This window comes from Bartonella sp. MU70NMGDW (assembly GCF_042194085.1).
In the GTDB taxonomy this organism is placed as follows: Bacteria; Pseudomonadota; Alphaproteobacteria; order Rhizobiales; family Rhizobiaceae; genus Bartonella; species Bartonella grahamii.
In genome coordinates this window covers 1-12,711 of record NZ_JBHIMK010000045.1, presented here as the reverse complement: position 1 = coordinate 12,711, position 12,711 = coordinate 1, and the positions used below count along the sequence as shown (strand labels likewise).

Genomic DNA, 12,711 nt, shown 5'->3' with positions numbered 1-12,711 from the left:
CTGGATAAGGAAGAGCAGTTTAATCTTTTTATGACAGCTGGTTCACTTATGGGAGTATATTTTAATTTTATAGAAACAGCCCATCAGTGGTTTATAACACAAGGGTTAAAAAACCAGCAATCAGCAGAATTCCTTACCATGATGTTTGGAAATCTTACGGATGAAATGCGTAAAACTATAGCAACTGATCGTTCTGCACTTCTCGATTTTGCACTGCTTGAAAAAGAGTTTTCAACAAAGGGTGGAACAAATGAATTTTTGTCAAATTACTTTTCTCATCAAGGGGGAAGGAATGCTTTAACAACGGCTCTTGAGGCTACTTTGCAAAAAATGAATGCTTCTAAAAAGACTTGACCAACATTTTTTTATCATCTCAATAAGAAAGAGCTAAATGTTGAAGATTTATATCAAGAAAACTCATATCGAAAAATGCTTTTTACACCTGAAAAAGATATCATCTTATGAAGAGAATTGATTTTTAAAATATTTTTTACAACCTTTTACAATTTTTCTAAATTATTTTTATTTTCTGTCTTCTTCTTTTATCCTCAATACCAATATTTTTTCTACCTCATGGTTCTATCTCTTCTAATTTGGGTCCCCTTCAGGTTATCCAAACGCATGAATAATTTTTTGTTTATTTAACCTATATACTCTACTCACACATTAAAACTTCCCCTTACAAAGAAGCAACTATTTTTACGTCTTCCATGATTGTGTTTTAATAAACTTTCTCAAACAAATATCCATTTAAAAAAGTTGATTTTTTATTTGATCAACAATTTTACGATACAGTTTAGTATGCTCTTTACTAGGCTTAGCAACAAAAATAGGGGTCCCCTCATCTGAAAAAAATCGTAAAGCTGCATCAAGCGGTATTTCCGCTAAGAAAGGGACTTCTCGACGTTCCGCTTCTGCCCGTGCACCACCATAGCCAAAAATATCATAGCGTTTTCCCGTATCAGGAGCGATAAAATAACTCATATTCTCAATAATTCCTAAAATAGGAACATTGACTTTCATAAACATTTCTATTGCTTTACGCGCATCCACTAAAGCAAGATCTTGGGGCGTAGAGACAACCAACGCACCTGTTAACTGTACCTGTTGTGCAAGCGTTAGTTGTGCATCCCCTGTACCTGGCGGCATATCAACGACTAAAACGTCCAGAGGTCCCCATAAAACGTCTCGTAACAATTGCGTTACCGCTGCCATAACCATAGGACCACGCCATACTACCGGCTTTTCTTCCTCAACCAAAAATCCCATCGACATCAATTTAAGTCCGAATTTTTCAAGAGGTTGAATCTTTTTTTCTTCAATGAGCTGTGGTTTTTGATTAACAAGTCCTGTCAAACGCGGCAAAGATGGACCATAAATATCAGCATCCATCACCCCCGTCTTGAAACCAGAATCTTGTAAAGCTAAGGCGATATTTATTGCCATTGTCGATTTTCCGACCCCTCCTTTTCCAGAAGCAACAGCAATCACATGCCGCACACCTTCTATGGGCATTTTGATCGGTAAGAGATTTGCTCTCCGTCTAGGTGCTGCCTTTGTTGTTTTTTCTGCTGTAAGTGTGACAACAACAGATTCCACTCCCTCCAAAGCACATACCATCTTTTCAGCAGAACGACGCAATGATTCCCATTCTTGCACACCTCCATCAGGAACTGTAATGGAAAAAAAAACCTTACCATCAGCAATCAATATTTCTGAAAGAAGCCCCAACGACACAATATCGCTTTCAAGATCTGGTCCTTTGATTTTACGTAATACGTTGCGGACAGCCTCACTTGTAATAGAATCCAAGTTCTTTCCTCTCTATAAAAATACCAGCAAATACAAGCATAAGAACGAAAAATACTTACAGGTTCATCACCTGATAATTTTCTACTTTACTCAGAATTATAAAGTATAAATTACTTATCTCTTATCTCTTATCTCTTATCTCTTTTCTCTTTTCTCTTTTCTCTTTTCTCTTTTCTCTTTAAAAATATGAAACCATCCTTAAATAAAGAATCTCAAACATAAAATCTGCTATAAAATCCTATCAATCGTATTTTTCTACAACCACTTTAATGAATGTTCTGATAAAAATTTTGTAAAAACAAAAACTGAAAAAATTTTTTAATATTAAAGGATACTTTAAATTGAGTATACAGTAATCAGTCACACTTTCTTTAATTCTTTAACGCCCTAGTCATTTATTTTCTGTAGACTCAATCGTTATTTCTGACACTCTTACAGTATCGTAAAAAAATATCACAGACGGTTGTAAGGTGTTTTGTATTCTTTCAAGAGCGAGAAAAACAATCTAAGATTGACTTTTTTTATATTTTTCCTTATGGGTTAACAGCCGTATGATAGGATAAAATCGTTCATCTCGCGCATAACTGCTCATAAAACGAAGATTAAGAAGGGCCGCACTCCGCGGTATTTAAATAAATGAAACGTACTTACCAACCCTCTAAACTTGTCCGTAAACGCCGCCATGGGTTTCGTGCACGCATGGCTACAGCTGGAGGACGTAAAGTTATTGCTGCAAGACGTGCTCGTGGACGTAAGCGGCTCTCTGCTTAACCATTTAAATTTTCACAACCGTTGAGGATTGCTCACCATTTCTTCGTTGTGAAACTTTTGTTATGAACCTCTAATGCCTGCTTGCAGGCATTTAGTGAAATTGCGAAATGTTCTTTTATGAAGAAAAAACATCCCTGCCGTATTCGCAAAAGAGCAGACTTTTTGGCTGTCCGTACAGGAGAAAAGCGGCGTGGTCCTTTATTTTTGCTCGAAGTTAAATCTCGTGAACAAACAACAGAAAGAAAAGATTCTCTTGTTGCACGTGTAGGCTTCACGGTTACCCGTAAAAACGGTAATGCTGTGAAACGCAATCGTATCAAAAGGCGCTTGCGTGAAGCCGTAAGAGTTGGTGTAACAAACCACATGGAAGCAGGAACAGACTATGTCATTGTAGCATATCGTGATGCGTTACATGCGCCTTTTACATCCTTAATTAGTGAATTAAATCGGCGAATAAAACCAAAAATAAAACATCAGCAACAACAACAAGGGTGTACGGATGGAATATAACCGCAATTTCTTTATCGCTATTGGCTTATCTTTCGTAGTGCTCATCGCATGGCAATTTCTTCATGTTGCTCCTAAACAAGCAAAGTTACAAAAACAACAAGTCATCACACAGCAATTGTCAAAACAACAATCAACCCTTTCTACTACCACGACGAATTTTTCTGACGATACCTCAACGCATCAAGCAACATCTATCATCGAACAGCCAATGACACCTGAAATCCGGAAAGCTGTATTGGCCAAAACAAAGCGTATTGCGATCAAAACCAATGAACTGGAAGGCTCTATTAATCTTGTTGGTGCACAATTTGATGATCTTCACCTCAAAAAATATCGTTTAACAGTCGATAAAAAATCACCGGAAATCGATTTGCTGAATCCTAAGGGTTTCAAAACGACCTACCTTGCTGAATTTGGTTTTGCAAGTGCATCTTTACCAGCAAAAGCTTTGCCACAATCGGATACACAATGGCAAATAGAGGGAAACAATACAATCCTGACTCCTTCAACACCTATCACTTTAATTTATAATAATGGACAAGGACAGATCTTCCGGCGTATTCTTTCTGTTGATGATCATTTCATGTTTACCATTGAAGATTCTATCAGCAATGAAAGTGATCAACCAATATATCTCTCATCCTATGCCCGCGTTGCACGTGCAGCACCACCAGAACATACAAATGCAACCTATTTACTTCATGAAGGTATGATAGGTATTGCAGGAGATTCGCTCAAAACTGAAAAATATAAAACCTTAGCAGAGCTTGATCCAAATCCTGATAATGGGCAAAAGAGCATGACTTTCTCCAAAGTAACAGGAGGTTGGATTGGTATTACCGATAAATATTGGGCTGTAGCAGTTATTCCCCCGCAAAATAAAGAATATACAAGCCGTTTTATTTATTTTGATCGTTTGCAAACGCATTATCAGTCTGACTTACTAGGATCGCTTTTAACGATTGCTCCAAATGAAACAAAAACTATTACAAATCGGCTTTTTGCTGGTGCAAAACAAGTTGAAATTATTAATAACTATCAAAATGACCTAAAAATCAAAAAGTTTGCTCTTTTAATTGATTGGGGCTGGTTTGATTTCATCACCAAACCAATGTTTTCTCTCATTGATGTCCTTTATAAACAAACAGGAAATTTTGGTATCGCCATCCTTCTTGTCACGGTGCTCTTAAAAACTCTTCTTTTTCCTCTAGCCAATAAATCTTATAAATCTATGGCACGCATGAAGCTTTTACAACCGCGGTTGCTAGAAATAAAAGAAAAATATCCCGATGATAGAACCAAGCAGCAACAAGCAATAATAGAACTATATAAAACCGAAAAAATTAATCCCCTTGCTGGTTGTTGGCCAATGTTGGTTCAATTCCCAATATTCTTTGCTCTTTATAAAGTTCTCTATATCACCATTGAAATGCGCCATGCCCCTTTCTTTGGCTGGATTGAAGATTTAGCGGCACCCGATCCAACTTCTCTTTTTAACTTGTTTGGTCTCTTACCGTATACAACTCCAACATTCCTTATGATTGGTGCATGGCCTTTGATTATGGGAATAACGATGTTTTTACAAATGCGTATGAATCCCGCTCCTCAAGACCAAACGCAAGCGATGATATTCACATGGATGCCTGTTGTCTTTACTTTTATGCTCGCCTCTTTTCCTGTTGGTCTCGTTATCTATTGGGCATGGAACAATATATTATCAATCATTCAGCAAGGTATCATGATGAAGCGCCAAGGAGTTAAAATTGAGCTTTTCGATAATCTGAAAACCATGTGGAGAAAATCACCCAAAAAAGAAGTGCATGAATGACAATAGATTCTTCCCTTTCTGGAATTTTTTCTCGCAATTGGATTTTTATTCGTGGTGTACCAGCAATACGCTTTCTCCCCCCTGAAGGACCACCAGAAATTGCATTTGCAGGACGTTCCAATGTTGGAAAATCATCTTTAATAAACGCTCTCGTCCAACAAAAAAGCTTAGCACGCACCTCAAATACACCAGGACGGACTCAAGAGCTTAATTATTTTGTCCCCGATGGCTTCAGTGGGCAGCTGGGAGATCTTCCCCCTCTAGCATTAGTAGATATGCCTGGTTATGGTTTCGCTGCTGCTCCTAAAAATCTGGTCGATGCGTGGACAAATTTGATTTTTAGCTATTTACGGGGGCGCACAACATTAAAACGTGTATATATCTTAATTGATTCACGACACGGAATCAAAAACAATGATGAAGATGTTCTTGCTCTCCTTGATAAAGCAGCCGTTTCTTATCAAATTGTTTTGACAAAAAGCGATAAAATCAAATCAAATGCCTTGGAAAAATTAATTATGAGCACACAAACAAAGCTTCTCAAACGTCCGGCAGCTTATCCTGAGCTTCTTGTAACCTCTTCAGAAAAAGCTCTCGGTTTAGAAGAATTACGTGCTGCCATTTTGCAAACCATCGCATAAAAGAACAATTGCTATTATTAACAATTTATTAATTATAATTACTAGCAGCTGCTAATGATCTTGTACTTCTAGTCAAGCATCTTTATAAAAATGATTACTTGAAAGAATTCTCATCAACTCTATTTGATAGTGTAAATTATGCTGACACTTTTTCACTCTCCCCTATCCGCTGCCTCGCGCTTCATACGCCTCATTCTTGGGGAATATGGTGTAACCACTCAACTGATTGAAGAATATGAATGGGCAAGAAGACACGAATTTCTAGCCCTCAATCCCGCTGGTCATGTTCCTGTTTTTCTCGATGAACACGAGGTTCCATTATCAGGTCCTCTTGTTATCTGCGAATATTTAGACGAAACACATGGAAGTTTACGACAAGACAATAAGCTCTTTCCGGAAAATCCTTTAGATCGTGCGGAAGTACGCCGTCTCAATGACTGGTTCTTAAATAAATTCGAAAATGAAGCAACGCGCCATATCGTACGAGAACGAATCCATAAACGTGAAATGCCACTTGCCATTGGTGGTGGTGCTCCTAATTCACAAATTTTACGCAATGCACGTGCCAATATTTTACCACATATGAACTATCTCAACTGGCTCTGTGCCTCTCGCGATAGCTTAGTCGGTTCTGCCTTGTCCTATGCAGACCTAGCAGCAGCAGCCTCTATTTCTGTACTTGACTTTCTAGGGGAAATTGACTGGGAACAATCTCCTGCTGCCAAAGACTGGTATATGAGAATTAAATCACGCCCTTCTTTTCGTTCTCTTTTAACAGATCGCGTCCGCGGAATTGTTGCAAGTGCTCACTATGCAGATCTTGATTTCTAGCCTTCTCCCACAAAAAAAGTAAAAACGATATTCTATCTAAAGGATATTTATAGGCTTATGAATTTTTATGCATGCGTATAAACAATACGATAATACATTGATTTAGAATCATATTAAACAGAGAATAAGCCCCCCATAATATTTTTTTATTTTATCCCCCTTATAATGCATGAAAAAAATCACTTTCTTGACGTATCACAAAAATATTAGCACAGGAATAAAAATTATTTAAGAAAAGACTTTAAAGAATCTCTTTAAATATAAGAGCTGTAGCATCACTGGAAGCTAGGCAAATAAAATAACAATACTTAACACATGTTATCCTCCATTCTCCCCAATATATGAAAAAACGCATTACATAACATATATACTATTTTCTCTATAACAAACAAAGCCTCATCATGCGTTTTTACAACATAACAATTTTTTCAACTGACTTTCCTAAAAGATAAAGAATCCGACCAATTCTCATGTATAAACAATTCAACTTCTTGTTGGTCCCTTATTTCTACCCCCTTTTACGTGATTTTATTAATGGATAACATATTGATATAAAATGATTAAATGATCGTTTTTTTAACTTGAATCATCAATTCCAAATACCTTTTTCTCATTACCTTCATCAAATTTGAAACAATCAATATCGCTTGCTTAAGCATCACACATGGAATTGTGTGTGTGAAAAAATATTAAAGAAAAGCATAAATTGACAACATAGGTGTATTTTGTTCAGGAGATCTTGTTTTGCATGAAGAACGCCCCCCTTAAAGAACAAAAAAACAAAAGCGTAAAGTAATACACAATCTTCATTAGGTTTCATAAGCAAACCTTATTTAGGAATATTCATGACACACTCTAACGAAAAACATCTCTATTTAAATTTGTAAATCTTATATCACTTGCTCTAAACAACAGTGTTTTACAGCACAAGAAGATAAATTAAAGCAGGAAAATTTTTTTCCTATAAAGAAAAAGAACCATTGGAAAGAAGGCAAGAATTTGCCTATACTGCACAGTGAAGTATTATAAGGAGATAAGAATGCGCCTTACAGTTGTTGGTGCAAATGGGAGAATGGGACGTGAACTCATTACAGCAATCCAACAGAGGAAAGATGTAGAGCTTTGTGCTGTTCTTGTACGCAAAGGCTCACCGTTTGTAGGAAAAGATGCCAGTGCCTTAATTGGTTCAGATTCTCTTGGGATTGGCATTACTGACGATCCTGAAAATGCCTTTTCTAACACAGAAGGTATTTTAGATTTTTCTCAACCAGAAGCCAGTATTCTTTATGCTAACTACGCTGCTCAAAAAAGCCTTGTCCATATTATTGGCACCACAGGATTTAGCAAAACAGAAGAAGAAAAAATTGCAGATTTTGCGAAATATACAACAATTGTCAAATCCGGAAATATGAGCCTTGGAATAAATCTTTTGGCCAACCTTGTAAAGAAAGCCGCTAAAGCATTAGAAGCCAATGATTTTGATATCGAAGTTTATGAAATGCATCACGCGAACAAAGTTGACGCCCCTTCTGGAACAGCCCTTCTTCTTGGCCAAGCAGCAGCTGAAGGGCGCAATGTTACGCTTAAAAATGTGCGTGTCAACGAACGCAATGGTTATATAGGTAAACGCGAAAAAGGCTCCATTGGCTTTTCTTGTTCACGTGGTGGAACAGTTGTTGGAGAACACAGTGTCATTTTTGCCGGTTCCCATGAGCGCATTGTTCTTTCACATACAGCGCAAGAACGCTCTATCTTTGCCAATGGCGCATTAAAAGCAGCTTTGTGGGCAAAAAATCATGAAAACGGTCTTTATTCAATGCTCGATGTTTTGGGATTGAACGATGAATTTTAAACAATCAATAGAATAGAGGCAATTCATAATGGAACGCATACTTGTACTAATTCGTCATGGACAAAGTGAATGGAATCTCAAAAACCTTTTTACCGGTTGGAAAGATCCCGATTTAACAGAAAAAGGTCATGCAGAAGCGATAGAAGCAGGAAAAAAACTGAAAGAATATGGTTTGAAGTTTGATATCGCTTATACATCTGCCTTACAGCGTGCTCAAAAAACGGCTCAGCACATTTTAGAGCAAATGGGACAATCAGATTTAGAAGTGATAAAAAATCCCGCATTAAATGAACGTAATTATGGTGATCTTTCTGGTTTAAATAAAGATGAAGTACGCCAACAATGGGGACAAGAGCAAGTGCAAATGTGGCGCCGCTCTTATACGATTGCGCCCCCGAATGGAGAAAGCCTACGCGACACCGGTGCGCGCATCTGGCCTTATTATCTTTACCACATCCAGCCTCATATTTTGCGCTCCCAAACTGTTTTGATCGCAGCGCATGGAAACTCTCTTCGTGCTCTTATTATGGCGCTTGAAGGTCTCTCCGGTGAGGAAATTATATCTCAAGAATTAGCAACCGGCATTCCTATTATTTATACATTTAGTCCGGATTCAACAATTTTATCGAAGACAGTCCTCGCACCTTAAACTTCTAAAATCATGATCTCCCAAAAAATCAATTCAATCGTTTTAAGCTAAAAAAATAAATTCTATAATTTCATTGACAGAATTGCTTCATACGCTTAGATCAATTTTATGAGCCCAGATGGCGGAATTGGTAGACGCGCAGGTTTCAGGTACCTGTGCCGCAAGGCGTGGAGGTTCGAGTCCTCTTTTGGGCACCATTTTATTTATTAAACATATTGAAATATATAGATTTTTTCTTTAAATAGCCATTTTCAGACCAGCTTTTAGACCACCTTATACGGTTTATACAACTTTACCTAATTTACTCCTATTTTCTCCTTATTTTTCTTTGGAGTGACGGTTAAGATCTCTTTCTTTCTCCACCTCACTGCTCTACCTAGCTTATATAGTTCTGGAAATACCCCTTTGAAATACCCAATTACAAATTGTGGTTGTGGATACACTAAAAAGCTTTGCACATTCACGGGTTGTTACATATCTATCTCCATCATCAAGTATCATCTCATTGCCTTTCTCTTTTTTATATTAATTAAATGGGCGGGGGTGTTGGGGGAAGCACCCCCATAGGTTTAAGCGGCTTTTGTCAAAATCTTGTGCATCTCTTGTTCTATTTCCGCTAAGAAGGTTTCAACAGTTTTATTAATCTCTTCAATGTGTTTCTCATCATGGAGGATGCGTTTGATTTTCATTCTCAAACCAGTAGATTTACCTACAAAGTTTGGATTATAGTCCATGAAATCACACCATTTGCGTCCGGTGCATGCCATTTGGAATTGCATCTGTACGTGATATTCTGGCTTGATTTCGTCATATACAAAAAAACGAAGATGAGTCGTTGATTGTGAACATTTGACTTCAATTAAACCGTCCTCTCCAATGAACCCATCAGGACTTGCATCAACTATTTCTATTGTAGGATGTTGGATGAATCCACATTCTATTATATCGACATTATAAATGAATGCATATTCTTTCAAGGTATCATCCTCATGTTCAATGCCCCATTGCATAGCAGGTGTTGTATGAGATTGGCTTATTTCCCCTGTTAAGCGCTCTTATTATGAGTTTCATTTTGTAATCTTCACATTTGCTTTTCAGCAAACATTTTGCTGCCTTACTGAGTACGCTGTAGACATTAGATGCGGTGACTTTACCCAAGCGTGCTTGAAACTATTCTGCTGTTCGTTGCTCCATCTCACACCGCCGTTTGTTGCTCTTGTTGTGCTTTATTCATTTGCGCGCGTTGCTTTTTTTTCAAAGAAAACAAAGCAGTTTGTGCTTGTTTATAAGACATATCTGTGAAGTTTTTTACTCCTATGAAAGAGAGAAGCTTACTTTTATCCGATCTTGTCTGTTCTATTAATTCTCTGATCTCATTCATTTGTTCAATAAAGATACCTGAAAGAAGCCTTGTTCCATCGTGCGTAGGTGAGAGTAGAACCAACCGCTTGGATGTTATTTTTGCTCCCTGTAGCATCAAAAGGAAATATTCCTTTTATTGAGTGTCAATCAAAAACATCTAAACACAAGGAGTTCTTTATGAACAATCTTATAGAAATTAGAGAACAGGTTATTAATCCGGAAGCTGTTCAAACAGTAAACGCACGCGAGTTGCACACATTTTTTGGAATAGGAAAACGTTTTTCTAATTGGATTACAGATCGTATTAATCAGTATGAATTTGAAGAAGGAAAAGATTTCATAAAAACACAAGATTTGCGGTTCCCAAAATTGGGAAGCGTAAAATCTAGGGCTGTTACAGCAATTAATTATCACCTTAGATTAGATATAGTAAAAGAGTTCTCAATGGTTAAACGCAATAAGAAAGGACGTCAAACATGTCGCTATTTTATTGAATGCGAAAAAACAAGTTGAAAAGCCAATCTGTTGATTATGAATTATTTTCTTATGAGTGTTTAAAAAAACCTGCCGGTGTTGAAGAGATCTTAGGATTGATGATAAAACGTTTGTTAGATGCAAATGGACTCGAAAAAGAACTTGAACATTATAAAGCTCTCATTAAAGAAGTAAAACAGGTCTTAAAAAGATCTTTCATGAAAGCTGCATAAGTAAAAAACAGAAATCCCCTCCTCTTTCTCAAAAATGAGGAGGTGGTTGGTTTAGATACCACTTGCTTTTTTAAGACTTCCCCATACGCACGCGCCAGTCTCTCCCCGGTTTCTTACAAAGAGGCAATAACGTTTTGGTCAAGAAATAAAGTAACCGCCTATTTGGGAGATTCAACTGGTAGACGCCCATATTTGCGGCGTTCTTGTGCTACATATAAAAAAAAGAAGCAGGTAAAACTTCTTTAGCTGGCTTTAGGCCTACAAGTTCTTCATCTGTTAGTGGTGGGGAATCCACAGCGTCCCAATCTTCTTTTGTGTAGCCACATCCTGTTCCAAAGGTTTTTTTAGTCATTGAAAACCTCTCTTTCTTATTCTCTTGAGGAAAATTGATAATCGACACCGCTTCATTGCCAAGCTTTGCAAAAACAACAACTACGATGCCATCAGAAAAATGTCCAATAGCCCTCATGCGATTTGAATTTGTGCATCAATAAGAGCATGTTCCCAGTCAAAGTAAATAACATCAGCAAAATCAAGCTTATGTTTATCAATGTTTAAAGCTCTTTATTGGTCCATCCTACACTATCTTCATATACTTTTATGTACACGAAAAATATCACACCATCAATAAAATTAAAGTGTACAATAATTCGCACAAACCATTTAAAATAGAGAAACTATGAATAAAAAAAACGGCATAGCATATCGGTTCGTGCGTTTGTGAAAAAGATGCGTGTCTCTCCTAATACGGTTGTTTCACGATTTAAAACAGGCAAATTTGATGAGGCTCTTTTTGAAGATGGTTCTATCAATGAAGCTCTTGCAATAGCCATATGGAATGAGAATCCAACAAAGCGCCCTGCTTCACTTTTAGCGCCTGATGGACAACCACAGACAAAGATAAAACAAGCCTCCACAGATGGAGCCAATGAATACAAAATAGACACTGGAGCAGATGCAAGTTCCGCTTGAAAGCGAAAAAATTGCACTTGAACGACTACGCGAAACAACCGTTGACCGTGAAGAAGTAAAGAGAGCAGCCCGTGAGTTTGGAAGAGCGCACCGTAATGCCATGTTGAATTTTCTTCATTTTCTAATTGTTTAGATAGAAAAACTATCTTTAAGTTTACTTTTTTAACGCTATAACGATATTATCATGTGATAACCGCAATAATACAAAAAACGAATCATTCCTTCTTTGCAAATAAATATTTTAACTATACCTTGTGAACCAAAGAATTTTTATTCTTAACAATTAAGAATTTAAATAATTCTTTCTTATATCCTCATCATCACTCAAAATCAAAGACCCTTTCTTCACTATAAAATAGCATTTACAATGCATACCATTTAAAAAATAAAGGCCCTATCAAAGAGATAGAACCTTTTAAATTTAAGCTCCTTTATCCTACAAAACTAGAATTTGTAAGCTATTCCTGCGCGAAAATCATTCGTCTTATACTTAACTTCAATCTCGTCTTTAAATTTCTTTTTACCAAAATCTGAGTAACGATACTCCGCACGCACAACAAGATGATCTGTCATTGCAAAATCAACACCACCACCGAGAGTATAACCAATCATCGTTTTTGTTGCATCCGATGTCCTACTAAAGGGCTCACCTCCCGTAATTACTGTCGACAAAATATCCTGAAACTGTCCATAAGCAATACCACCAGCAATATAAGGCATCACACGCCCCGCAGAAAACCCAACACGCACCCGTGTAGCACCTGTCCATTTTTGTT

11 protein-coding genes, 1 tRNA gene and 6 pseudogenes are annotated in these 12,711 nt (G+C 37.2%); 11 read left to right on the top strand and 7 right to left on the bottom strand.

The window, feature by feature from the left end; translation table 11 throughout:
- Positions 1-354: pyrroline-5-carboxylate reductase dimerization domain-containing protein (locus tag ACFIKE_RS05685; RefSeq protein ID WP_375648614.1), on the top strand; the 354-nt coding region annotated here is incomplete at its 5' end.
- Between the two features lie 396 nt (positions 355-750).
- Here ACFIKE_RS05685 and ACFIKE_RS05680 read toward each other — a convergent pair.
- Complete coding sequence (locus ACFIKE_RS05680; RefSeq protein ID WP_375626510.1) at positions 751-1,812, bottom strand: Mrp/NBP35 family ATP-binding protein; 1,062 nt, start codon at positions 1,810-1,812, stop codon at positions 751-753.
- A 636-nt stretch (positions 1,813-2,448) separates the two neighbouring features.
- On the opposite strand from ACFIKE_RS05680, the gene rpmH reads away from it, so the two are divergent.
- The 8 genes from rpmH (at position 2,449) to ACFIKE_RS05640 (ending at position 9,091) form a co-directional block, all read left to right on the top strand.
- Positions 2,449-2,583 (top strand): 50S ribosomal protein L34, encoded by a 135-nt coding sequence (rpmH, locus tag ACFIKE_RS05675; RefSeq protein ID WP_005864709.1) that lies wholly within the window; start codon positions 2,449-2,451, stop codon positions 2,581-2,583.
- Positions 2,584-2,700: 117 nt separating this feature from the next.
- Positions 2,701-3,093, top strand: a complete 393-nt coding sequence (rnpA, locus tag ACFIKE_RS05670; protein WP_015856278.1) for a ribonuclease P protein component — start codon at positions 2,701-2,703, stop codon at positions 3,091-3,093.
- Positions 3,083-4,921: a membrane protein insertase YidC gene (gene yidC / locus ACFIKE_RS05665; RefSeq protein ID WP_375648613.1), complete on the top strand. Its 1,839-nt coding sequence runs from the start codon at positions 3,083-3,085 to the stop codon at positions 4,919-4,921. Before rnpA ends, yidC begins: the two co-directional genes overlap by 11 nt.
- On the top strand, positions 4,918-5,562 hold the full coding sequence (gene yihA / locus ACFIKE_RS05660) for a ribosome biogenesis GTP-binding protein YihA/YsxC (RefSeq protein WP_375648612.1): 645 nt from the start codon (positions 4,918-4,920) through the stop codon (positions 5,560-5,562). The genes yidC and yihA overlap by 4 nt, the downstream gene beginning before the upstream one ends.
- A gap of 138 nt (positions 5,563-5,700) precedes the next feature.
- Positions 5,701-6,393 (top strand): glutathione S-transferase family protein, encoded by a 693-nt coding sequence (locus ACFIKE_RS05655; protein WP_208439566.1) that lies wholly within the window; start codon positions 5,701-5,703, stop codon positions 6,391-6,393.
- 1,039 nt (positions 6,394-7,432) lie between these two features.
- A complete protein-coding gene (gene dapB, locus ACFIKE_RS05650; protein WP_375626501.1) occupies positions 7,433-8,245 on the top strand; it encodes a 4-hydroxy-tetrahydrodipicolinate reductase in 813 nt (270 codons plus the stop codon).
- Positions 8,246-8,273: 28 nt separating this feature from the next.
- Positions 8,274-8,894 (top strand): 2,3-bisphosphoglycerate-dependent phosphoglycerate mutase, encoded by a 621-nt coding sequence (locus tag ACFIKE_RS05645; protein ID WP_375627231.1) that lies wholly within the window; start codon positions 8,274-8,276, stop codon positions 8,892-8,894.
- Between the two features lie 112 nt (positions 8,895-9,006).
- Positions 9,007-9,091: transfer RNA gene (locus ACFIKE_RS05640), tRNA-Leu, on the top strand.
- A gap of 99 nt (positions 9,092-9,190) precedes the next feature.
- Here the strand turns inward: ACFIKE_RS05640 and ACFIKE_RS05635 are convergent.
- The 3 genes and pseudogenes from ACFIKE_RS05635 to ACFIKE_RS05625 form a co-directional block, all read right to left on the bottom strand.
- Positions 9,191-9,395, bottom strand: a pseudogene (locus ACFIKE_RS05635) (helix-turn-helix transcriptional regulator).
- 68 nt (positions 9,396-9,463) lie between these two features.
- Positions 9,464-10,052, bottom strand: a pseudogene (locus ACFIKE_RS05630) (lambda exonuclease family protein).
- A 37-nt stretch (positions 10,053-10,089) separates the two neighbouring features.
- Positions 10,090-10,374, bottom strand: coding sequence for a hypothetical protein (locus ACFIKE_RS05625; protein ID WP_375648611.1), 285 nt, complete (start codon positions 10,372-10,374; stop codon positions 10,090-10,092).
- Positions 10,375-10,433: 59 nt separating this feature from the next.
- Here ACFIKE_RS05625 and ACFIKE_RS05620 point away from each other — a divergent pair.
- Positions 10,434-10,963, top strand: a pseudogene (locus tag ACFIKE_RS05620) (antA/AntB antirepressor family protein).
- 51 nt (positions 10,964-11,014) lie between these two features.
- Here the strand turns inward: ACFIKE_RS05620 and ACFIKE_RS05615 are convergent.
- Positions 11,015-11,315: pseudogene (locus tag ACFIKE_RS05615) on the bottom strand (BrnA antitoxin family protein).
- A gap of 6 nt (positions 11,316-11,321) precedes the next feature.
- Positions 11,322-11,515, bottom strand: a pseudogene (locus tag ACFIKE_RS05610) (hypothetical protein); the annotation flags it as partial.
- A gap of 177 nt (positions 11,516-11,692) precedes the next feature.
- Between ACFIKE_RS05610 and ACFIKE_RS05605 the strand changes: the two are divergent.
- Positions 11,693-12,053 (top strand): annotated as a pseudogene (locus tag ACFIKE_RS05605) (hypothetical protein); the annotation flags it as partial.
- Positions 12,054-12,379: 326 nt separating this feature from the next.
- Here ACFIKE_RS05605 and ACFIKE_RS05600 read toward each other — a convergent pair.
- Positions 12,380-12,711: outer membrane protein (locus tag ACFIKE_RS05600; RefSeq protein WP_375648610.1), on the bottom strand; the 332-nt coding region annotated here is incomplete at its 5' end.

Bases quoted from the DNA above. Each gene is read 5' to 3' on its own strand.
- rpmH (WP_005864709.1), top strand. From the start codon at position 2,449: ATGAAACGTACTTACCAACCCTCTAAACTTGTCCGTAAACGCCGCCAT.
- rnpA (WP_015856278.1), top strand. From the start codon at position 2,701: ATGAAGAAAAAACATCCCTGCCGTATTCGCAAAAGAGCAGACTTTTTG.
- dapB (WP_375626501.1), top strand. From the start codon at position 7,433: ATGCGCCTTACAGTTGTTGGTGCAAATGGGAGAATGGGACGTGAACTC.
- ACFIKE_RS05655 (WP_208439566.1), top strand. From the start codon at position 5,701: ATGCTGACACTTTTTCACTCTCCCCTATCCGCTGCCTCGCGCTTCATA.
- ACFIKE_RS05645 (WP_375627231.1), top strand. From the start codon at position 8,274: ATGGAACGCATACTTGTACTAATTCGTCATGGACAAAGTGAATGGAAT.
- yidC (WP_375648613.1), top strand. From the start codon at position 3,083: ATGGAATATAACCGCAATTTCTTTATCGCTATTGGCTTATCTTTCGTA.
- yihA (WP_375648612.1), top strand. From the start codon at position 4,918: ATGACAATAGATTCTTCCCTTTCTGGAATTTTTTCTCGCAATTGGATT.